Origin of the sequence: Bordetella saccharivorans (genome assembly GCF_045862855.1) — a bacterium.
Classification (GTDB): Bacteria; Pseudomonadota; Gammaproteobacteria; order Burkholderiales; family Burkholderiaceae_B; genus Bordetella_A; species Bordetella_A petrii_F.
In genome coordinates, this window is sequence record NZ_BAAFZO010000001.1 from 4,700,656 (window position 1) to 4,721,693 (window position 21,038).

The window sequence follows — 21,038 nt, forward strand, 5'->3', positions numbered from 1 at the left end:
CATGGAAGCGATCGATCCCACGCTCGTCAACCTGATCATCTTCGTGCTGGCCATCTACGTCGGCTACCACGTCGTCTGGAACGTCACGCCCGCGCTGCATACGCCCCTGATGGCGGTCACCAACGCGATCTCGGCCATCATCATCGTGGGCGCCATGCTCGCGGCGGCGCTGACCGAGGGCGGCCTGGCCCGCGGCATGGGCGTGGTGGCAGTGGCCCTGGCCGCCGTGAATGTGTTCGGCGGGTTCCTGGTCACGCGCCGCATGCTCGAGATGTTCAAGAAAAAGGACAAGAAGCCCGCCAAGGAGAGCAGCCAATGATCTCGCTGAACGTGGTCACACTGCTGTATCTGGTGGCGTCGGTGTGCTTCATCCAGGCGCTCAAGGGCCTGTCGCATCCCACCACCTCGCGGCTGGGCAACGCCTTCGGCATGGCGGGCATGGCCATCGCCGTGCTCACCACCGCCGCGCTCATCGTGCAGCTCGCCCGCGCGGGGACGGCCGGGCCGGGCCTGGGCTGGGTGCTGCTCGGACTGCTGGTGGGCGGCTCCATCGGCACCTTGATGGCCAAGCGCGTCGAAATGACCAAGATGCCGGAGCTGGTGGCCTTCATGCACAGCATGATCGGCCTGGCGGCGGTGGCGATCGCCGTGGCGGTGGTGGCCGAGCCGCACGCCTTCGGCATCGCCGCGCCCGGCGCCGCCATTCCGGTGGGCAACCGGCTCGAGCTCTTCATCGGCACCTTCGTCGGCGCCATCACCTTCTCCGGTTCGGTCATCGCGTTCGGCAAGCTGTCGGGCAAGTACAAGTTCCGGCTGTTCCAGGGCGCGCCCGTGGCGTTTGCCGGCCAGCACATGCTGAACCTGCTGCTGGCCCTGGCCATGCTGGGCTGCGGCTTCTGGTTCATGGCCACCCAGGCCTGGACGCCGTTCATCATCATGACCGCCATCGCTTTCGTGCTGGGCGTGCTGATCATCATCCCGATCGGTGGCGCCGACATGCCGGTGGTGGTTTCCATGCTCAACAGCTATTCGGGCTGGGCGGCGGCCGGCATCGGGTTCTCGCTGAACAATCCCATGCTGATCATCGCCGGCTCGCTGGTCGGCTCGTCGGGCGCGATCCTCTCCTACATCATGTGCAAGGCGATGAACCGCTCTTTCTTCAACGTGATCCTGGGCGGGTTCGGCGGCCAGGGCGCGGCCGCCGCCGGCGCGGGCGATGGCCAGCAGCGCAGCGTCAAGTCGGGCAGCCCGGACGACGCGGCCTTCCTCATGACCAACGCCGAAACGGTCACCATCGTGCCCGGCTACGGCCTGGCCGTGGCGCGTGCCCAGCATGCCCTGAAGGAGCTGGCCGAGAAACTCGGCGAAAAAGGCGTGACGGTGAAGTACGCCATCCACCCGGTGGCCGGGCGCATGCCTGGCCACATGAACGTGCTGCTGGCCGAGGCCGAAGTCCCGTACGACCAGGTGTTCGAAATGGAGGACATCAACGGCGAATTCGGCCAGACCGACGTGGTGCTCGTGCTGGGCGCCAACGACGTGGTCAACCCGGCGGCCAAGAACGACCCGTCCTCGCCGATTGCCGGCATGCCTATTCTCGAGGCCTACAAGGCCCGCACCGTGATCGTCAACAAGCGCTCGATGGCGGCGGGCTACGCCGGCCTGGACAACGAGCTGTTCTATATGGACCGCACCATGATGGTGTTCGGCGACGCCAAGAAGGTGCTCGAGGACATGGTCAAGGCGGTCGAATGAAGCACGCCGCGCCCCGCCATCCATGCGCCCGCCCGCGCGGGCGGGTCGGCTGGCAGGGCTAGCGGCGCAGGCGCGCGTCCACGACCTCGATCCAGTGGCGCACCGGCGTGTCGGTGCCGCTTTGCAGGTGCGACACGCAGCCGATGTTGGATGAAATGATCACCGGCGGAGCCTGCGGCGCGATAGCGGCCAGCTTGCGGTCGCGCAGCTCGAGCCCCATCGCGGGATTGAGCACCGAATATGCGCCCGCCGACCCGCAGCACAGATGCGAATCGGCGAATGGCTGCAGGTCGAAGCCCAGCTCGCCCAACAGCCGTTCGCTCAAGGGCCGCAGGCCCTGCCAGTGTTGCAGCGTGCAAGGCGGGTGGAATGCCGCCCGGCCGCCCGGCTCCATGCGAGCGCGCAGGGCCTGGGCGTGCGGCGCCACCACTTCGGCCACATCCTTGACCAGCGCCACGATGCGCGCGGCGCGCTCCGCGTAGCGGGCGTCGTGACGCAGGTGATGGGCGTACTCCTTGATCATCGCCCCGCATCCCGACGCATTCATCACGATGGCCTCGATGCCGCCCTCCTCCACCAGCGGCCACCATGCGTCGATGTTGGCGCGCATCTGGTCGAGCGCCTGCGCCTGGGCATCGAGGTGGAAATTCACGGCCCCGCAGCAGCCGGCGCCCGGCGCCAGGCGCGCGCCGATGCCGATGGCATCCAGCACGCGGATGGTCGCCGCGTCGATGGTGGGCATCATGGCCGGCTGCACGCAACCCGCCAGCATCAGCACCTGGCGCGCGTGGCGCGACGGGTCGGGCAGCAGCCCGGGATTGCGCCACACCGGCACTTTGCGCTTGAGCGCGGCCGGCAGCAGCCCGCGCAACATCTGGCCGGCCCGCATCGCCGGGCCGAACAGCGGGGAATTCAATCCCTTGCGCAGCACCGCGCGACGCAGGCGATCGCCCCAGGGACGGCGCACCTTCTGGTCGACGACATGGCGGCCGATATCGACCAGGTGCCCGTACTGCACGCCGGATGGACAGGTTGTTTCGCAATTGCGGCAAGTCAGGCAGCGGTCCAGGTGCTGCTGGGTCGCCAGCGTCGGCTCGGCGCCCTCGAGGACCTGCTTGATCAGATAGATGCGGCCGCGCGGACTATCGAGCTCATCTCCCAATACCTGGTAGGTGGGACAGGTGGCAGTACAGAACCCGCAGTGCACGCAGCGGCGCAGGATCGCATCGGCCTCGCGGCCCATGTCCGTATCGCGCGCCCAGGAGGCAAGATTGGTCTGCATGCTGCGCTATAGCTCCAACACAAGGCGGCCAGGGTTGAACAGCCCTGCCGGGTCCAGTTCCTGCTTGAGGCGCCGGGTGATCGCGGCCACGCCGGATGCCAGGGGATGAAACACGCCATCGGCGGGGATGGCCGCGCCGGCGGGCCGGAACAGCGTGGCATGGCCGCCCAGGCGCTGCGCCGCGTCGCGCAATGCCTGGGCATCGGCGGCCCCGCTCAGCCAGCGCTGGCCGCCGCTCCATTCCACCAGGACGGGCAGACCGAAATCCTGCGCGGGCGCGGTCGGCGGCAGCGCCAGTCGCCACAGCGGCAGGCCTCGATTGAAGAATGGGTGCGTCTGTTCGCGTAGCGAAGCCCACCACTGTCCGGCCTCGGCGGCTTCGAGCGCCTGCCCGCCGATGCGCGCCGCGGCGGCGCGCACCGCGGGCGGCGCGCCCGACAAGCGCACCGTTGCGTGGCCCCCGCCGCCCTGCCCGTCGGCGCTCCAGCAGGTGGCCGATATGGGCAGCGGCTGGCCGCGCCATTGCGCGAACAGCGCCAGGGCCTCTTCCTGGGTGGCCTCGAGCCGCAGGCTGCACTCTTCGAATGGCCGGGGCAGCACCTTCAGCGATACCTCCAGGATGGCGCCGAATATGCCGTGCGAGCCGGCCAGCAGGCGCGAGACATCGTAGCCGGCCACGTTCTTCATGACCTCGCCGCCGAACGACAGGATGCGCCCTTGCGAGTCGAGCAGCCGCGCGCCCAGCACGAAATCGCGCACCGCGCCCGCGGCCATGCGGCGCGGACCGGCCAGCCCGGCCGCCACGCAGCCGCCCACCGTCGCGCCGGTCCCGAAATGCGGCGGCTCGAAGGCCAGCATCTGGCCATGCTCGGCCAGGGCGGCCTCCAGCACGGACAACGGCGTGCCGGCACGCGCAGTCACCACCAGCTCGGACGGCTGATAGCTGACGATGCCGCTATAGGCGGTCATGTCCAGCAGGCAGTGGCCGTCTTGCGGAGTGACGGGACGATAATTGCCATAGAACGACTTGCTGCCGCCTCCCATGACGAACAGCGGCTTGTGGCCGGCACGCGCTGTCATGACCTGGTCGCACAACTCCGACAGGACGAATTCCATGCGTTTCGTCCCGGGGTCTAAAAGCGCGCCAATTCAGGGAAGCTCAGTTCGCCGGCATGCACGTGCATCTTGCCGTATTCGGCGCAGCGTGCCAGCGTGGGAATCACCTTTTCGGGATTGAGCAGGCCGGGCGGATCGAAAGCCCGTTTCACGGCCACGAAAGCATCCAGCTCATCGCGCGAGAATTGCACACACATTTGATTTATCTTCTCCATACCCACGCCGTGTTCACCGGTCAGGGTGCCTCCCACTTTGACGCACAGCTCCAGAATGGCGGCGCCGAATTTCTCTGCCCGCTCGACCTCGTCGGGCTTGTTTGAATCGAACAGGATCAACGGATGCAGGTTGCCGTCGCCAGCGTGGAACACATTGGCGCAGCGCAAGCCGTATTCGTCTTCCATTTGCTCGATGGCGCCCAGCACGCGCGCCAGATGGCGGCGCGGAATGGTGCCGTCCATGCAGTAGTAGTCGGGCGACACGCGCCCCGCGGCGGGGAAGGCGTTCTTGCGCCCCGCCCAGAACCTCAGCCGCTCGGCCTCGTCGCGCGAGACCTGCAGGCGCGTCGCGCCCGCCTTGCGGAACACCGCCTCCATGTGCTCGATCTCGTGCGCCACCTCTTCGGCCGTGCCATCCGACTCGCACAGCAGGATGGCCTGGGCGGCGACATCGTAGCCGGCATTGACAAACGGCTCGACCATCTGCACGGCCTGGCGGTCCATCATTTCGAGCCCCGCCGGGATGATGCCGGCGGCGATGATATCCGTGACCGCCTGCCCGGCCGCCTCGACGCTGGAGAAACTCGCCATCACCACCCGCGCGCAGGCCGGCTTGGGAATCAGCTTGACGGTGACTTCCGTCACGATGCCCAGCATGCCTTCCGAACCGACGAACAGCGCCAGCAAGTCCAGGCCGGGCGCGTCCGGCGCCTCGGAACCCAGATCCACCACATCGCCGTCGATAGTGACGATCCGCACGCCCAGCACGTTGTGCACGGTCAGGCCGTACTTGAGGCAGTGCACGCCGCCCGAGTTCTCGGCCACGTTGCCGCCTATGGAACAGGCGATCTGGCTGGAAGGGTCGGGCGCGTAATACAGCCCATGGGCCGCGGCCGCCTCGGAAATGGCCAGGTTGCGCACGCCGGGGCCGACCACCGCCACGCCGGCGGCAGGATCGATGCGCTTGATGCGATTGAACTTGGCCAGGCCCATGAGCACGCCCTGCGAATGCGGCATCGCGCCGCCCGACAGGCCGGTGCCGGCGCCGCGCGCGACCAGCGGCACATTGAGCCGCTTGCACAACCGCATGACCGCCACCACCTGCTCTTCGGTTTCGGGCAGCACTACCACCGGCGGCAGCGCACGATACAGCGACAGGCCGTCGCACTCGTAGGGACGGGTATCTTCTTCGCGGTGCAACACGCAGTGCGCGGGCAGCACGCCCAGCAATGCGTCGACGACCCGGGACGCGGAAAACGACTGCTCGTCGCGACCAAGATGAGGTTCGACCAGTGAATTCATGAGCGCAACAATAGCGCGTGGCCCGGCTTCGCGGCAGGGCGGATTTACCCGCACCCGCCGCGCCGGCGGCCCTTGCCGGGCCGGTCGATCACCAGCTGACGATCTTGCCGGGGTTGAGGATGTTGTTGGGGTCGAAGGCGTGCTTGAGGCTGCGCATCAGGGAAAGCGCCTCTTCGCCGTGCTCTTCGGCCATGAACTGCATCTTGTGCAAGCCCACGCCGTGCTCGCCGGTGCAGGTGCCGTCCGCCGCAATGGCGCGCCGCACCAAATTGTGATTGATTGTTTCAGATTCTTGCCACTCGGCTTCGCTGTCGGGATCCAGCAACATCAGGACATGGAAATTGCCGTCGCCGACGTGGCCCACGATGGTATAGGGGAAGCTGGCGCGGTCGAGTTCGTCCACGGTCTCGCGCACGCAGTCGGCCAGCCGCGAGATCGGCACGCAGACGTCGGTGGTGCTGGAGCGGCAACCGGGGCGCAGCTGCAGGCCGGCGAAATAGGCGTTGTGCCGCGCCGTCCAGAGCCGGCTGCGGTCCTCGGGACGTTCGGCCCATTCGAAGTCCATGCCGCCATGTTCGGCGGTGATGGCCTGGACCGTCTCGGCCTGCTCCTGCACGCCGGCCGGGCTGCCGTGGAACTCGAACACCAGCATGGGCGTCTCGCGCAACGTGAGCTTGCTGTGCAGGTTGACCGCGCGCACCGCGGCGGCGTCCATGAATTCGACGCGGGCCACCGGCACGCCCATCTGGATGATTTCGATCACGCTCTGCACCGCCTCGTCGAGCGAGGGAAAGTTGCAGACTGCCGCCGAGACGGCTTCGGGCTGCGGATACAGCCGCACCGTGACCTCGGTGATGATGCCCAGCGTGCCTTCGCTGCCCACGAAGATGCGGGTCAGGTCGTAGCCCGCCGACGACTTGCGCGCGCGGCCCGCGGTACGCACCACGCGCCCGTCCGCGGTCACGACGGTCAGCGCCACGACGTTCTCGCGCATGGTCCCGTAGCGCACGGCATTGGTGCCCGAGGCGCGCGTGGCCGCCATGCCGCCCAGGCTGGCGTCGGCGCCCGGATCGATCGGGAAGAACAGCCCGGTATCGCGGATTTCCTCGTTAAGCTGCTTGCGCGTGACGCCGGCCTGCACGGTGACGGTGAGATCCTCGGCGTTGACCGCCAGCACGCGGTTCATTTGCGACAGGTCGATGCTGACGCCGCCCTGGATCGCCAGCAGGTGCCCCTCCAGCGAGGATCCCGCGCCGTAGGGGATCAGCGGCACGCGGTGCTCGTTGCACAGGCGCGCCACCGCCGCGACTTCCTCGGTGCTGTGGGCGAATACGACCGCGTCCGGCAACATGGGCGGATATGGCGATTCGTCCCGGCCGTGATGTTCGCGCACGGCGTGCGCGACGGACAGGCGGTCGGCGAACAGTGCGCGCAGGGCCTCCAGGAAGGCGGGCGGGACCGGGCGGCGCAGGGATTCAGCGGAAGCGGGAGCGTTCATGGCGGGGGGCGAATGAAAGAATCGAATCTTTCATTCTACGCCTTCGCCCGGCTATTTCCCGGCGGTCGAGGCGGCCCGACGGCGTTCCTTCACCGCCCGCGCCAGCCGCTCGAGCACCGCCACCGAGGCATCCCAGTCGATGCAGCCGTCGGTGATGCTCTGGCCATACACCAGGGGCTCTCCCGGCACCATGTCCTGGCGCCCGCCCAGCAAGTGGCTTTCGATCATCACGCCGACGATGCGGGTCTCGCCCGCCTCGAGCTGGCGCGCCACGTCCTCGGCCACCAGCGGCTGGTTCTCCGGCTTCTTGCTGCTGTTGGCATGGCTGGCGTCGATCATCAGGCGCTGCGCCAGGCCCGACTTCGCCATGTCCTGGCACGCCGCGGCAACGCTGGCCGAGTCGTAGTTCGGGGTCTTGCCGCCCCGCAGAATGACGTGGCAGTCTTCGTTGCCCGCCGTGGAGACGATGGCCGAATGCCCGCCCTTGGTGACCGACAGGAAATGGTGCGGCTGCGAGGCCGCCTTGATCGCGTCCACCGCGATCTTGACGTTGCCATCGGTGCCGTTCTTGAAGCCCACCGGGCACGACAGTCCGGAAGCCAGCTCGCGATGAACCTGGCTTTCGGTCGTGCGTGCGCCGATGGCTCCCCAGGACACCAGGTCGGCGATGTACTGCGGCGTGATCATGTCGAGGAACTCGCAGCCGGCCGGCAGGCCCTGGCTGTTGATGTCCAGCAGCAGCTCGCGCGCCACGCGGATGCCGCGGTTGATCTCGAAACTGCCGTCCAGCCCCGGGTCGTTGATGAGGCCTTTCCAGCCCACCGTGGTGCGCGGCTTCTCGAAATACACCCGCATGACGATTTCCAGTTCGCCTTGCAGGCGGTCGCGCACCGGCTTCAGGCGCCCGGCGTATTCCAGCGCCGCCTTGGTATCGTGGATGGAACACGGGCCGATGACCACGATGAGGCGGTCGTCCATGCCATGCAGGATGCGGTGCATCGCCTGGCGCGCGGCGAAGACGGTTTCGGAAGCCTGCTGGGTGCAGGGGAACTCGCGCATGACGTGCGAGGGCGGGTTCAGCTCTTTGATTTCGCGGATGCGAAGGTCGTCGGTGTTGTGCGACACGGTGGGGCTCCTGGGTTGCCCGCCAGGCTGACGGCACAAAAAAGCCGCCAGGGAGCTGGCGGCTTTTTCGAGGGATTCTTTACGGACTTCAGACTGCGCGCGTCCCTTCCTCCGCCAGCGGCTTCAGAAAACCATAAAAATAAAAGTAAAAAGCGGGGGACGCGAATTTCATGACGAAAGACTCTAGCACAAAACGTCCCGCATCGTCCAGGCGCAGCCTTGAATCTGCGCAAACCGCCCTCATCCAGCAGACATGGCCGACTCCTCATCGCTCGTGCGCGGCGCGCGGCGCCTGCTGATACTGGTCGCGCTGGGCGCCGCCGCCTGGTGGGCCTGGCCGCGCCTGCCGGAGCCTTGGCGCGCGCCCTGGCACATGCTGCGGCTTTCCCTGCAGCCCGCGCCCACCGCCCTGCCCGTGCCGGTGGCCGGCGTGGGGCCGGGCCAGTTGGCCGACACCTGGGGCGCGGCACGCGCGCACGGCCGGCGGCATGAGGGCATAGACATCTTCGCGCCGCGCGGCACTGCGGTCCTGTCCACCACCGAGGGCGTGGTCACCAGGGTGGGAACCAACGACCTGGGCGGCCGGGTCGTGTGGGTGCTGGGCCCGGGACGGCAGATGCACTACTACGCGCACCTGGACCGCTACGCCGAGGTGGCGCCCGGCAGCCATGTCATGCCGGGCACGCCGCTGGGCTATGTCGGCAATACCGGCAATGCCCGCACCACCCCGCCACACCTGCACTACGGCATCTACCAGGCCGGCGGCGCGCTCAACCCCTACCCGCTGCTGCGCGCGGCGCGCTAGCGAAACCCTATTGCGGCGTCAGGCCGGCGTCGCGGAATACCTTGCCCCATTTGTCGATGTCGGCGCGGATCAACTGGCCGAACGCCTGCGGCGTAGAGGGCATGGGGGTCAGGCCGCTGGCGGCGAATTGCCGGCGCAGGCCCGGGTCGGCCAGCGCTTCGCCCAGCGCGGCGTTGATCTGTTGCACGACCGCGCCGGGCATGCCCGCCGGACCGGCCATGCCGAACCACACATTCAGGTCATAATCCGGCAGCCCGGCCTCGGCGAGCGACGGAATATCCGGCGCCAGCGGCGAGCGCTGCCGGCTGGTCACGCCGAGGGCCACCACGCGTCCCGCCTGGGCCTGCTGCATGCCGTTGACCATGTCGGCGATGGTGAAATCGATGGTGCCGCCGATCAGGTCGGTCATCGCCTGCGGCACGCCGCGGTACGCGACCGGCACGGCGCTGAAGCCGCCCATGGAAACCACCTGCGCGCCGCACAACTGGGCGCTGCCCGAACCGTAGCCGTACGACAGCTTGCCCGGATTGGCCTTGCCGTATGCCAGCAGCCCTTGCAGATCGCGCACCTGCAACGCATTGCTGGCCACCAGCATGAACGGCGCCTCGGCGACCGCGCCGATCGGCGTGAAGTCGCTGCGCGGATCGTACGGCAGCGACTTGAAGGCGCTGACATTGCTCGCCCCCGTGCTGACGCCCACCATGAACAGCGTGTAGCCGTCTGGTTCAGCGCGAGTCGCCGCCACGGTGCCGACGATGCCGTTGGCCCCTGCCCGGTTCTCGATCACGATCGGCTGCCCCAGGCGCGGGCCGATGCCCTCGGCGAGCGTGCGCGCGACCACGTCCGTAATGCTGCCCGGCGGAAACGGCACCACCAGGCGCACGGGCTTGTCCGGATAGGCATGGGCCGACAGCGGCAGCGCGCACAGCAGCGCGGCGAACAGGTATCGCATCACGAATCGTCTCCTAGGTGTTGTCATGAGCGGCCCCGCGCGCGGCGAGGCGGCGGCAGACATGCATCCTAGGAACAAAGCCGCGCTGCGGCGAGTGCTGTTTATGCGATGGGATATAGCCCGATGTTATGCGGCGCGGGCCGCCACGCGGCCGCGGGACGGCCGCCTGCCAAGGTGCGGGCCGTCATGGACGGCGCGCGCCGGGCACAGCCGGGGCTCAGGCCGTGCCGCCCACCGTCAGCCCGTCCATGCGCACGGTCGGCATGCCGACGCCCACCGGCACGCTCTGGCCGTCCTTGCCGCACGTGCCGACGCCCGAATCGAGCCGCAGGTCATTGCCGATCAGGCTGACGCGGGTCATGGCTTCCGGGCCGTTGCCGATCAGGGTGGCGCCCTTGACCGGATAGGTGACCTTGCCGTTCTCGATCATGTAGGCTTCCGACGCCGAGAACACGAACTTGCCGTTGGTGATGTCGACCTGGCCGCCGCCGAAATTCGCGGCATAGATACCGTGCTTGACCGAGGCGATGATCTCTTCGGGCGGCGTCTCGCCCGCCAGCATGTAGGTGTTGGTCATGCGCGGCATGGGCAGGTGCGCGAACGATTCGCGCCGCCCGTTGCCGGTGGCGGCGGTCTTCATCAGGCGCGCGTTCAGCGTGTCCTGCATGTAGCCGCGCAGGATGCCGTCCTCGATCAGCACGTTGCGCTGGGTGGCGTTGCCTTCGTCGTCGATGTTGAGCGAGCCGCGGCGATCCGGCAGCGTGCCGTCGTCGATCACCGTCACGCCCTTGGAAGCCACGCGCTGGCCGATGCGGCCGGAAAACACGCTCGACCCTTTGCGGTTGAAGTCGCCCTCGAGCCCGTGGCCGACTGCCTCGTGCAGCAGGATGCCCGGCCAGCCGGAGCCCAGCACGACAGTCATTTCGCCGGCCGGCGCCGGGCGCGCCTCGAGGTTGACCAGCGCCTCGTGCACCGCGCGCTCGACATAGCCCTGCAGCACGTCGTCCGTGAAATACCCCAGGCCGGTGCGCCCGCCGCCGCCGGCATGGCCCATTTCGCGGCGGCCGTTGCGCTCGGCAATCACCGTCAGCGACAAGCGCACCAGCGGACGCACGTCGGCGGCCAGGCGCCCGTCGCTGCCGGCCACCAGGATGACGTCGTATTCCGCGCCCAGCCCGGCCATCACCTGGATGACGTGCGGATCGCGTGCGCGCGCCATCCGCTCGACCCGCTCGAGCAGGGCCACTTTTTCCGGCGCGCTGAGGGTGGCCAGCGGATCCATGCCGGCATACAGGCTGCGGCCGGCCTCCGGCGGCACTTGCGCCGCCACCTTGACCTTGCCGGCGCCGCGCCGGGCGATGCCGCGCACGGTGCGGGCCGATGACAGCAAGGCATCCGGCGACAATGAGTCGGAATAGGCAAAGGCGGTTTTCTCGCCGCTGATCGCCCGCACCCCTACACCCTGTCCGATGGAGAAGCTGCCGGTCTTGACGATGCCCTCCTCCAGGCTCCAGCCTTCGCTGCGCGTGTATTGGAAGTAGAGGTCGGCATAATCGACCTTGTGCGTGAAGATTTCGCCCAGCGCGCGCGCCATGTCGGCTTCGGTCAGGCCCCACGGGTCGAGCAGCAGCGATTTGGCGGTGGCGAGGGACTGGATATCGGGATCGATCAGTTTCATAAGATTCTGGTGTCTACAGGACGCGGTGACGCAGGGCGGGCAGCGCGGCGCGGACTTGCGCCAGCCGCTCAGCCTCTATGGTACCGCTGACCACGCCGGGGCCTTCCGGCAATACTTCGACGACCTCGCCCCAGGGATCGACCAGCATGGAGTGCCCCCAGGTACGGCGGCCATTCGGATGGCGCCCGCCCTGGGCGGCAGCCAGCACATAGCACTGGTTCTCGATGGCGCGGGCGCGCAGCAGCAGTTCCCAGTGGGCCTTGCCCGTAGTGTAGGTGAAGGCCGCCGGCACCAGGATCAGATCCACCGTGCCCAGGGCGCGGTAAAGCTCGGGAAAGCGCAGGTCGTAACAGACCGACAGGCCCACTCTGCCCCAGGGGGCCTCGAACGCCTGGACGGCGCTGCCCGGGTGAATGGCGATGGACTCGTCATAAGCCTCCTCGCCGCGCTGGAAATTGAATAAATGGATTTTGTCGTAGCGCGCCAGCGATTTACCGTCCGGCCCGTAGACAAAACTGGTATTGAATACCCGTTCCGGATCCGGACAAGCCAGCGGCAGCGTGCCGCCCGCCAGCCAGATGCCGTGGCGGGCAGCCTGCCCGGCGAGGAAATCCTGAATCGGCCCGTCGCCCGGTTGTTCCTTGATTGCCAGTTTTTGACGGTCGCCGTGGCCCATGAAGCAAAAATACTCGGGCAGGGAAACCAGTTGCGCGCCGGAACCGGCGGCTTGGGCGATTAATTCAGCTGCCTGCCGCAGATTATCCGCGACCTCGGGCGACGAAACCATCTGCAATGCCGCCACTGTTACGGAATTCGACCCGGAAATGCCCATTTTTCAATCCTCTGGAATGATAAATTTGTCACATAATAATGAATCGGTCCGCTATTTTCTGTATTATTGGCGGATTGCCCCCCATTTCCGCCATACTACGCGCTTGTTACCGCCATATATGGCCGGCTGAACCATCGAAGTATTTATCCAGGACCCACCATGCCCCGCGAGACCTATGCCGCCCTGCAAGCCAAGATAGAAAAAGAAATAACCAAGCTGCAAAAAAAAGCGGAAGCCCTTCAATCCAAACGACGCAAGCCTGTTATTGCGTCGATCATCACCTCGATGCGTGAATACAATATAACGCCCGAGGAAATCGCCGCGGCTTTCAACGGCGCCGCCAAAGCCCCCCGCGCGGCTTCCCGCAAGGCCGCCGCACCAGCCGCCAAGCGCCAGGTGGCACCCAAGTACCGCCACCCGGACACCGGCGAAACCTGGAGCGGCCGTGGCAAGGCGCCGCGCTGGCTTACCGCCGAGGAAGCCGAAGGCAAGCAGCGCGACAGCTTCCTGATCAAGGAATAATGCCGCGCATCCGGCCGCCCTGTCGAGGGCTCCGGCATTTATCCGGCCCGGCCCGCGGGGCGTCGCCCCGGGCGCCGGGCAATATACCGCCTGCCTGTGCCAGGCAACTGGCTAGCGATCCAGCGGATATTCCACTTCGCGTTCCGATCCATTATTGCCGGGGAAATTATCGAATATCGCCCGGACCAGATACGGCATGGTGCGCACCAGGTCTTCCCGCCCCGTGACTATATAAGCCGTGGAGCGATAGACCTCGGCGCCGCCGCGGGTCGCGTCGTGGATTTCGACGCTCAGCCGGTTCCGGTATGCCACGGCGGGCACATCGACCCAGTCTGGCCCCCAGTAACCGAAGCCGCCACCCCACCAACGCGGTCCATAAAAGCCGCCATAACCGCCATAGAAATAGGGGTCGTAGGCGCGCCGCACCATTACCTGCGTCTGCTCGGCGCCGTACCGGAACGATACGGTGAAGCGCGCTCGCCCGCCGTCGCGGGCCTCGACCAGCCCGGTGGGGCCGATGCCAGCCCGCACCATGTCCTGGTATGCCTGGTATTCGAGATTTCCCGCCTGGCCCGGGACGGCGTCGACGAACCGGTAGGTTTCTCCTTCGACGCCAGCGGGCCATTGCTGGAACGACGTGACGCGCGCCTGCACCGTCGGCGTGGCGCAACCGCTGAGCAGCGCCGCCGACAGGGCAACCGCGACACCCGCCCAACGGCACAGGCCGAGCCAGGTTCTGGATGGGGACATGAGCGATTCTCCGGAGTGGCTCATTTGGAAATGGATATTTGACCAGACGCGCGATCGAAAGTTTTCAACCGGATATTTCGGCCGGCATATGAAGCGACCACGTACCACTACAATACGGCATTACCTATATTTTGAACCGATCCGAGCATGCGCACCGAGACGCCTGTAACCGTATATCGCAAGGATTATCAGCCCTATCCTTACGCCATTCCAGAAGTCGCCCTGGCATTCGACCTGGATCCGGCGTCCACCGAGGTGCGCTGCGCCCTGAAAGTGGAGCGCAAACCCGATGCGCCCGCCGACGCCCCGCTGGTCCTGGACGGCGCCGACCTGGAGCTGGTATCGGTACAAGTGGACGGCCAGCCCTGGCCCGCGGCGCGCTACACGCTGGATGAAGCCACCCTGACCCTCACGGGCCTGCCCGCCCGCACGGAGGTCGAGATCGTCAGCCGTTGCCGGCCCAGCGCCAATTCGACGCTGATGGGCCTGTATGTGTCGGGCGGCAATTTCTTCACCCAATGCGAGGCCGAGGGTTTCCGGCGCATCACCTGGTTCGCCGACCGGCCCGACGTGATGTCGCGCTACCGCGTCACCCTGCGGGCCGGCGCCGACTACCCGGTCCTGCTGTCCAACGGCAACCTGCTGGCCACGCGCGTCCTGCCCGACGGCCGCCACGAGGCCGAATGGGAAGACCCCTTCCCCAAGCCCTGCTACCTGTTCGCACTGGTGGCCGGACGCCTCACGCACCGCGAAACCAAGGTCCGCACGGCATCGGGCCGCGAAGTGCTGCTGCAGGTATACAGCGACCCCGGCTCGGAAGACCGCACCGGATGGGCGCTCGAATCGCTGGTGCGGGCGCTGCGCTGGGACGAGACCCGCTTCGGCCTGGAGCTGGACCTGGATCGCTTCATGGTGGTCGCCGTGCGCGACTTCAACATGGGCGCGATGGAAAACAAGGGCTTGAACATCTTCAACGCGGCCTACGTGCTGGCCGACCCGCAAACCGCGACCGACGCCAACTACGAAGGTATCGAGGCGGTGGTCGGGCACGAGTATTTCCATAACTGGACCGGCAATCGCGTCACCTGCCGCGACTGGTTCCAGCTGAGCCTGAAAGAAGGCCTCACCGTATTCCGCGACCAGGAATTCACCGCCGACATGATGGCGCGCGGCCTGGAGCCGGCCGCGGCGGCCAGCGCGCGCGCCGTCAAGCGGATCGACGACGTGGTGACGCTGCGCGCGGCGCAGTATCCGGAAGACGCCGGCCCGATGGCGCACCCGATCCGCCCCGAGAGCTACCAGGAAATCGGCAATTTCTATACCGCCACCGTGTATGAGAAAGGCGCCGAGGTGATCCGCATGCAGCATACGCTGCTGGGCGAAGCGGGTTTCCGCGCCGGCATGGACGAGTATTTCCGTCGCCACGACGGCCATGCCGTCACCTGCGACGACTTCGTGGCGGCCATGGAGTCGGTCTACATGCGCCAGCATCCCGGGCGCGACCTGGCGGTGTTCCGCCGCTGGTACCGCCAGGCCGGCACGCCGCGCGTGGCGGTGGCGTTGCACTACGACGCGGCCGCCCGGCGCTGCACCGTCACGCTTACCCAGCGCTGCCCGCCGGTAGGGGTGGAAAAGCGCGCGGACGACGGCTACGTCAAGGCGCCGTTCCATATCCCGTTCGCCATCGGCCTGCTGGATCCCGCAGGGCGCGCCCTGCCCCTGCGCCAGGGCGACGGCACGGTCGCAACCGCCCTGCTCGAGCTGACCCAGGAGTCCCAGCAATGGGTGTTCGAGGATATCGATGCCCGGCCGGTGCCGTCGCTGCTGCGCGGCTTCTCGGCGCCGGTCATCGTGGAATACGACTGGACCGATGCCGAACTGGCCTTGTTGTCGGCCCATGACAGCGACCCGTTCGCGCGCTGGGAAGCCGGCCAGGAACTGGCCACCCGCCAGATCCTCGCGCTGGCCGGCCGTCATCAGGCGGGCCAGCCGATGCAGGCCGAGGATGCTTTCCTCCAGGCCTGGCGGGCGCTGCTGACCGATCCGGCGCTGGACGCCGGATACCGCGCCCGCGCCCTGGCCCTGCCCTCGGAAAAAACCCTCGCCGAGCGCATGGAGGCCATCGACCCGCCGGCCCTGGCGGCGGCGCGCGATTTCCTGCGTGCCGAGCTCGGGCGGCAGTTGGCCGCGCAATGGCGCGCCGCGTTCGACCAGAACCAGACGCCGGGCGAGTACAGCCCCGCGCCGGAACCCGCCGGCAAGCGCGCCCTGAAGAACCTGGCGCTGGCCCACCTGATGGCGGGAACCGTGACTGGCGCACAGGAACTGGCACAGGCGCAATTCGACCAGGCTGGCAACATGACCGACAGCCTGGCGGCGCTTTCCGCCCTGGTCAACTACGGCCAGGGCCAGGCGCCCACGCAGGCGCTGCAGGCCTTCTACACCCGCTGGCAGGACGACCCGCTGGTCATCGACAAATGGTTCACGCTGCAGGCCACCGCCCGCGGCACCGACGTCGACAAGGTGCGTGCGCTCATGGCTCATCCCGCCTTCACGCTGCGCAACCCGAACCGGGCGCGCGCGCTGGTGTTCCAATTCTGCCTGAACAACGCGCGCGGCCTGCACCGCCCCGACGGCGCCGGCTATGCGTTCTGGGCCGAGCAAGTGCTGGCACTTGACGCCCTGAATCCCGAGGTCGCCGCCCGGCTGGCGCGCGCCCTCGACAACTGGGCACGCTTCGTGCCGGCCCTGCGCGCGCCGATGCAGCAAGCGCTGCAGCGCGTGCGCGAACATGCCGGCCTGTCGCGCAATGTGCTCGAAATCGTATCGAAGGCGCTGGAATTCGCCGCCTGAATCCCGCCTCCCATAGGCTGCCTACGGAGACCTCTCTTGAAACACAAAACCCTGACTCAATACCTGGTCGAGCAACAGCGCTCGGCCCAGGCCCTGGCCCCCGAAGTGCGCCTCTTGATCGAAGTGGTGGCGCGCGCCTGCAAGGCCATCAGCCATGCCGTCAGCAAGGGCGCGCTGGGCGGCGTGCTGGGCAGCCTCGAATCCGAGAATGTCCAGGGCGAGGTGCAGAAGAAACTGGACGTGCTGTCCAACGAGATCCTGCTCGAAGCCAATGAATGGGGCGGCCACCTGGCCGCGATGGCGTCCGAGGAAATGGAAACCATCCACCTGATCCCCAACCGCTACCCGAAGGGCGAATACCTGCTGTTATTCGATCCCCTCGACGGCTCGTCCAACATCGACGTCAACGTCTCGATCGGGACCATTTTCTCGGTGTTGCGCGCCCCGCATCGCGTGGCCGGCGCCGAGGAAGTCTGCGAACAGGACTTCCTGCAGCCCGGCAACCAGCAAGTGGCTGCCGGCTATGCGGTCTACGGCCCGCAGACCATGCTGGTGCTGACCATCGGCAATGGCGTGGTGGGCTTCACGCTGGACCGCGAAATGGGCTCGTGGGTACTGACCCACGAACGGCTGAGCATTCCGGCGGATACCAAGGAGTTCGCCATCAACATGTCGAACATGCGCCACTGGGCCCCGCCGGTCAAGCGCTACATCGACGAATGCCTGGCTGGCAAGACCGGCCCCCTGGGCAAGGACTACAACATGCGCTGGGTCGCCTCGATGGTGGCCGACGTGCACCGCATCATGACGCGCGGCGGCATCTTCATGTATCCCTGGGATGCGCGCGAACCGGGCAAGCCCGGCAAGCTGCGCCTGATGTACGAAGCCAACCCCATGAGCATGATCGTCGAGCAGGCCGGCGGCGCCGCCATCGACGGCAAGCAGCGCATCCTGGACATCCAGCCCGAGAAACTGCACCAGCGCGTCAGCGTGATCCTCGGCTCGAAGAACGAAGTCGAGCGCGTCGGCCGCTATCACGCCGAGGAATAGGCCTGTGGGCTCAGGAGGTGTCTGACGCCCCCAGGGTGTCAGACACCTCGCGCACCTCGCGGAACACTCCGCGGGCACCCGGCAAAAAACAAGGGGCCAGGCACGGTGACGTGCCTGGCCCCTTGTCGCATCGGGTGTGTTACTTCACTTCCTCGATGCTCTTCACATCGTCCTTGTTCATCTGGACCTTGTGGCCGTCTTTCTCGTATTCGTAGAAGCCCGTGTCCTCGTTGTACTCGGGCTCATCGGGCGTGACGACCTGGCTGCCATCGCGCTTTTCCACCATCGATGGCGTCGAGCAGCCCGCCAGTACGCCGACTCCGGTCAAGATCAGGGCGAGCGTCGTGGTCTTCAGGTTCATGAGGCATTTTCTCCGTCAGGCTTGAATGAGTTTTCAATGTAGGACGCGACACGCGCCCATACCGTGACGGGATGTCTGCAAAATGCACAAGTCTGTAATGACAGTGCCACATGCCCGCGCTCGCCGCGGCGAGGCGCGTCCCCGAGCACCCGGCCCCTCAATGCAAAACCCCCGGCCTGCGGGCCGGGGGTCCTGTCGCATAAACACGCGGCAAACAAGCTTACACTTTGGCATTGGCCTCGATGTAGCGTCGTACCAACTGTGGATCGCAATCGAGCACGGTGACGCGCTGCGGCAACGACTCCAGGTCGGCCAGCGCGGGCGGCGGCGTGACCGGCCGGCCCAGCGCTTCCTCGATGGTGTCGGAGAATTTCGCGGGCAAGGCGGTTTCCAGCACCAGCATGGGCACGCCGGGCTCGACGAACTCGCGCGCCACCTTCACTCCGTCGGCGGTGTGCGGGTCCACCAGCACGCCCGTGGCGTCATAGGTGGCGCGGATGACGGCCAGCCGGTCGGCGTGGGTGCTGGTGCCCGCCACGAAGCCATATTGCGATTCGAACGCCGGCTTGTCGGCCGACAGGTCGAAGAAGCCGTCGCGCGCCAGGTCGGCCCACAGGGTCCGCACGCGCTGCGGATCGCGGCCGGTGAGGTCGTAGACGAAGCGCTCGAAATTCGAGGCGCGCGAGATGTCCATGGAAGGGCTGGAGGTCGCGTAGGTCTGCTCGGCGGCGCGCGGCCGGTAGATGCCCGTGCGGAAGAACTCTTCCAGCACGTTGTTCTCGTTGGTGGCCAGCACCAGCCGGCGCACCGGCAGGCCCATGGCCCGCGCGATATGGCCGGACAGGATATTGCCGAAGTTGCCGGACGGCACGGCGAAGGAGACCTGCTGCTCCGGCGCGGAAGTGGCCCGCAGCCAGCCATGGAAGTAATAGACCACCTGCGCCGCGATGCGCGCCCAGTTGATCGAATTGACGGCGCCGATGCGGTAGCGCGACTTGAAGTCGAGGTCGCCGGCCAGCGCCTTGACGATGTCCTGCGCGTCGTCGAACACGCCACGCACGGCGATATTGTGGATGTTCTCGTCCTGCAGCGAGTACATCTGGGCGCGCTGGAAGGCGCTCATGCGGCCGTGCGGCGACAGCATGAAGACCGCCACACCCTGCTTGCCGCGCAGCGCGTATTCCGCCGCCGAGCCGGTGTCGCCGGAAGTGGCGCCCAGGATGTTGAGCGTGGCGCCGCGCCGGCTCAGCACGTATTCGAAGACCTGGCCGAGGAACTGCATGGCCATGTCCTTGAAGGCCAGCGTCGGGCCTTCGGAGAGTCCCAACAGATGCAGGCCGCCGTCGAGCGGGCGCAGCGGCACGATATCTTCGCTGCTGAATACGCCCTGGCGGTACGCCGCGCGCGTCAGGCGGCGCAGGTCGTCGGCCGGAATATCGGTGGCGAAACGCGACAAGACCTCGAACGCCAGGTCGGCATACGGCAGGCCGCGCCAGGATTCGAGGGTCTCGGCCGACACCTGCGGCAAGGCCTCGGGAACGGCCAGCCCGCCATCGGGCGCCAGGCCCTCGAGCAGGATGTCGCTGAATGCTTGCGGCGCCATGCCGCCACGGGTAGATACGTATTTCATAGGGTTTCCACACGCAGGCGTGTCACGCTGGAGCGCACGAACGGCAACTGCTCGATGCTGCGGATGGCCTGGTCGACATTGCCTTCGACGGCCTGGTGAGTCAGGAAAATAATGTCGGCGCCGCCGATGTGCGACGGCTGCTGGATCATCGAGCCGATCGAGATGCCGCGCTCGGCCAGCACCCGCGCGATGTCGGCCAGCACGCCGGGCTGGTCGTCCACGCGCAGGCGCAAGTAGTAGGACGTGCTGATCTTTTCGATCGGCAGGATCGCCAGGTCCGAGAGCGCGTCCGGCTGGAACGCCAGGTGCGGCACCCGGTTGCCCGGATCCGCGGTATGCAGGCGGGTCACGTCGACCAGGTCGGCCACCACGGCGGACGCGGTGGGTTCCTCGCCCGCGCCCTGACCGTAATACAGCGTCGGGCCGACGGCATCGCCGCGCACCAGCACCGCGTTCATGGCGCCTTCGACATTGGCCAGCAGGCGCTCGGCCGGCACCAGCGCCGGATGCACGCGCAGCTCGATGCCGTCGGCGCGGCGCTTGGTGATGCCAAGCAGCTTGATGCGGTAGCCCAGCCGCTCGGCGTGGGCGATGTCTTCCTGGGCGAGCTGGGAAATGCCCTCGATGTAGGCCTTGTCGAACTGCACCGGCACGCCGAACGCCAGCGAGGCCAGCAAGGTGAGCTTGTGGGCGGCATCCACGCCCTCGACGTCGAAGGTGGGGTCGGCTTCGGCATAGCCCAGGCGCTGGGCTTCGGCCAGCACGTCGGCGAACGGCAGGCCGCGCGCCCGCATTTCGGACAGGATGAAATTGGTGGTGCCGTTGATGATGCCGGCGACCCATTCGATGCGGTTGGCCGTCAGGCCTTCGCGGATGGCCTTGATGATGGGAATGCCGCCGGCCACGGCGGCCTCGAATGCCACCATGACGCCCTGCGCCGAGGCCGCGGCGAAGATTTCATTGCCGTGCTTGGCCAGCAAGGCCTTGTTGGCGGTCACCACGTGCTTGCGATGGGCGATGGCCTCGAGCACCAGCTCGCGCGCCAGGGTATCGCCGCCGATGAGTTCGACCACGATATCGACTTCAGGGTCGCGCACCAGCGCGTGCACGTCGGTATCGACGGCGACGGCATCGCCGACGCGGCTGCGCGCCTTGGCCACGTCGCGCACGGCGACACGGCTGACCTCGATGCGCCGCCCGGCGCGGCGGGCGATTTCCTCGGCGTTGCGGGCCAGCACGCTCCAGGTGCCTCCGCCCACCACGCCCAGCCCGAGCAGGCCGATCTTGATGGGCTTGATCTCGGCCGACGGTC

General features: G+C 67.2%; 18 protein-coding genes. 6 read left to right on the forward strand and 12 right to left on the reverse strand.

Going from position 1 to position 21,038, the window contains the following annotated elements; genetic code table 11:
- Position 1: 1 nt before the first annotated feature.
- Complete coding sequence (locus tag ACKTT0_RS22520) at positions 2-319, forward strand: NAD(P) transhydrogenase subunit alpha part 2 (protein WP_028355754.1); 318 nt, start codon at positions 2-4, stop codon at positions 317-319.
- On the forward strand, positions 316-1,755 hold the full coding sequence (locus ACKTT0_RS22525) for an NAD(P)(+) transhydrogenase (Re/Si-specific) subunit beta (RefSeq protein WP_407851977.1): 1,440 nt from the start codon (positions 316-318) through the stop codon (positions 1,753-1,755). Before ACKTT0_RS22520 ends, ACKTT0_RS22525 begins: the two co-directional genes overlap by 4 nt.
- Before the next feature lie 58 nt (positions 1,756-1,813).
- Here ACKTT0_RS22525 and glcF read toward each other — a convergent pair whose 3' ends face one another.
- The 5 genes from glcF to aroG all read right to left on the reverse strand — a co-directional run bounded on the left by glcF (position 1,814) and on the right by aroG (position 8,293).
- Positions 1,814-3,037, reverse strand: a complete 1,224-nt coding sequence (glcF, locus tag ACKTT0_RS22530) for a glycolate oxidase subunit GlcF (protein WP_407851978.1) — start codon at positions 3,035-3,037, stop codon at positions 1,814-1,816.
- A gap of 6 nt (positions 3,038-3,043) precedes the next feature.
- Positions 3,044-4,153, reverse strand: a complete 1,110-nt coding sequence (gene glcE / locus ACKTT0_RS22535) for a glycolate oxidase subunit GlcE (protein ID WP_407851979.1) — start codon at positions 4,151-4,153, stop codon at positions 3,044-3,046.
- Positions 4,154-4,170: 17 nt separating this feature from the next.
- Entirely contained in the window at positions 4,171-5,670 is a 1,500-nt protein-coding gene (locus ACKTT0_RS22540; protein ID WP_407851980.1) for an FAD-linked oxidase C-terminal domain-containing protein, read from the reverse strand.
- Between the two features lie 88 nt (positions 5,671-5,758).
- On the reverse strand, positions 5,759-7,168 hold the full coding sequence (locus tag ACKTT0_RS22545) for an FAD-binding oxidoreductase (protein ID WP_407851981.1): 1,410 nt from the start codon (positions 7,166-7,168) through the stop codon (positions 5,759-5,761).
- Positions 7,169-7,219: 51 nt separating this feature from the next.
- Positions 7,220-8,293 (reverse strand): 3-deoxy-7-phosphoheptulonate synthase AroG, encoded by a 1,074-nt coding sequence (gene aroG / locus ACKTT0_RS22550; protein ID WP_407851982.1) that lies wholly within the window; start codon positions 8,291-8,293, stop codon positions 7,220-7,222.
- A gap of 253 nt (positions 8,294-8,546) precedes the next feature.
- Here aroG and ACKTT0_RS22555 point away from each other — a divergent pair, with 253 nt between their 5' ends.
- On the forward strand, positions 8,547-9,098 hold the full coding sequence (locus ACKTT0_RS22555; RefSeq protein WP_407851983.1) for a M23 family metallopeptidase: 552 nt from the start codon (positions 8,547-8,549) through the stop codon (positions 9,096-9,098).
- Positions 9,099-9,105: 7 nt separating this feature from the next.
- Here the strand turns inward: ACKTT0_RS22555 and ACKTT0_RS22560 are convergent, their stop codons facing one another.
- The 3 genes from ACKTT0_RS22560 to ACKTT0_RS22570 form a co-directional block, all read right to left on the reverse strand.
- Positions 9,106-10,050 (reverse strand): Bug family tripartite tricarboxylate transporter substrate binding protein, encoded by a 945-nt coding sequence (locus tag ACKTT0_RS22560; protein ID WP_407852481.1) that lies wholly within the window; start codon positions 10,048-10,050, stop codon positions 9,106-9,108.
- Positions 10,051-10,267: 217 nt separating this feature from the next.
- Positions 10,268-11,728, reverse strand: a complete 1,461-nt coding sequence (gene tldD / locus ACKTT0_RS22565; RefSeq protein ID WP_407851984.1) for a metalloprotease TldD — start codon at positions 11,726-11,728, stop codon at positions 10,268-10,270.
- A gap of 13 nt (positions 11,729-11,741) precedes the next feature.
- Positions 11,742-12,560: a carbon-nitrogen hydrolase family protein gene (locus ACKTT0_RS22570; protein ID WP_407851985.1), complete on the reverse strand. Its 819-nt coding sequence runs from the start codon at positions 12,558-12,560 to the stop codon at positions 11,742-11,744.
- A gap of 159 nt (positions 12,561-12,719) precedes the next feature.
- Between ACKTT0_RS22570 and ACKTT0_RS22575 the strand changes: the two genes are divergently transcribed.
- Positions 12,720-13,082: an H-NS histone family protein gene (locus ACKTT0_RS22575; protein ID WP_407851986.1), complete on the forward strand. Its 363-nt coding sequence runs from the start codon at positions 12,720-12,722 to the stop codon at positions 13,080-13,082.
- A gap of 111 nt (positions 13,083-13,193) precedes the next feature.
- On the opposite strand, the gene ACKTT0_RS22580 is transcribed toward ACKTT0_RS22575, so the two are convergent.
- Entirely contained in the window at positions 13,194-13,832 is a 639-nt protein-coding gene (locus tag ACKTT0_RS22580; protein WP_407851987.1) for a DUF4136 domain-containing protein, read from the reverse strand.
- Between the two features lie 147 nt (positions 13,833-13,979).
- Between ACKTT0_RS22580 and pepN the strand changes: the two genes are divergently transcribed.
- On the forward strand, positions 13,980-16,685 hold the full coding sequence (pepN, locus tag ACKTT0_RS22585) for an aminopeptidase N (RefSeq protein ID WP_407851988.1): 2,706 nt from the start codon (positions 13,980-13,982) through the stop codon (positions 16,683-16,685).
- Between the two features lie 36 nt (positions 16,686-16,721).
- On the forward strand, positions 16,722-17,735 hold the full coding sequence (locus ACKTT0_RS22590; protein WP_094806939.1) for a class 1 fructose-bisphosphatase: 1,014 nt from the start codon (positions 16,722-16,724) through the stop codon (positions 17,733-17,735).
- 139 nt (positions 17,736-17,874) lie between these two features.
- Here ACKTT0_RS22590 and ACKTT0_RS22595 read toward each other — a convergent pair whose 3' ends face one another.
- The 3 genes from ACKTT0_RS22595 to ACKTT0_RS22605 all read right to left on the reverse strand — a co-directional run bounded on the left by ACKTT0_RS22595 (position 17,875) and on the right by ACKTT0_RS22605 (position 21,024).
- Complete coding sequence (locus ACKTT0_RS22595) at positions 17,875-18,096, reverse strand: YgdI/YgdR family lipoprotein (RefSeq protein WP_407851989.1); 222 nt, start codon at positions 18,094-18,096, stop codon at positions 17,875-17,877.
- Positions 18,097-18,316: 220 nt separating this feature from the next.
- Entirely contained in the window at positions 18,317-19,726 is a 1,410-nt protein-coding gene (gene thrC, locus ACKTT0_RS22600; RefSeq protein ID WP_407851990.1) for a threonine synthase, read from the reverse strand.
- Positions 19,723-21,024, reverse strand: coding sequence for a homoserine dehydrogenase (locus ACKTT0_RS22605; protein ID WP_407852482.1), 1,302 nt, complete (start codon positions 21,022-21,024; stop codon positions 19,723-19,725). The genes thrC and ACKTT0_RS22605 overlap by 4 nt, the downstream gene beginning before the upstream one ends.
- Positions 21,025-21,038: the final 14 nt, after the last annotated feature.

Coding starts and splice junctions, on each gene's coding strand:
- glcE (WP_407851979.1), bottom strand. CDS start 4,153: ATGGAATTCGTCCTGTCGGAGTTGTGCGACCAGGTCATGACAGCGCGT.
- thrC (WP_407851990.1), bottom strand. CDS start 19,726: ATGAAATACGTATCTACCCGTGGCGGCATGGCGCCGCAAGCATTCAGC.
- ACKTT0_RS22525 (WP_407851977.1), top strand. CDS start 316: ATGATCTCGCTGAACGTGGTCACACTGCTGTATCTGGTGGCGTCGGTG.
- ACKTT0_RS22540 (WP_407851980.1), bottom strand. CDS start 5,670: ATGAATTCACTGGTCGAACCTCATCTTGGTCGCGACGAGCAGTCGTTT.
- ACKTT0_RS22555 (WP_407851983.1), top strand. CDS start 8,547: ATGGCCGACTCCTCATCGCTCGTGCGCGGCGCGCGGCGCCTGCTGATA.
- ACKTT0_RS22545 (WP_407851981.1), bottom strand. CDS start 7,168: ATGAACGCTCCCGCTTCCGCTGAATCCCTGCGCCGCCCGGTCCCGCCC.
- ACKTT0_RS22595 (WP_407851989.1), bottom strand. CDS start 18,096: ATGAACCTGAAGACCACGACGCTCGCCCTGATCTTGACCGGAGTCGGC.
- pepN (WP_407851988.1), top strand. CDS start 13,980: ATGCGCACCGAGACGCCTGTAACCGTATATCGCAAGGATTATCAGCCC.
- glcF (WP_407851978.1), bottom strand. CDS start 3,037: ATGCAGACCAATCTTGCCTCCTGGGCGCGCGATACGGACATGGGCCGC.
- ACKTT0_RS22575 (WP_407851986.1), top strand. CDS start 12,720: ATGCCCCGCGAGACCTATGCCGCCCTGCAAGCCAAGATAGAAAAAGAA.
- ACKTT0_RS22520 (WP_028355754.1), top strand. CDS start 2: ATGGAAGCGATCGATCCCACGCTCGTCAACCTGATCATCTTCGTGCTG.
- ACKTT0_RS22560 (WP_407852481.1), bottom strand. CDS start 10,050: ATGCGATACCTGTTCGCCGCGCTGCTGTGCGCGCTGCCGCTGTCGGCC.
- ACKTT0_RS22570 (WP_407851985.1), bottom strand. CDS start 12,560: ATGGGCATTTCCGGGTCGAATTCCGTAACAGTGGCGGCATTGCAGATG.
- ACKTT0_RS22580 (WP_407851987.1), bottom strand. CDS start 13,832: ATGTCCCCATCCAGAACCTGGCTCGGCCTGTGCCGTTGGGCGGGTGTC.
- tldD (WP_407851984.1), bottom strand. CDS start 11,728: ATGAAACTGATCGATCCCGATATCCAGTCCCTCGCCACCGCCAAATCG.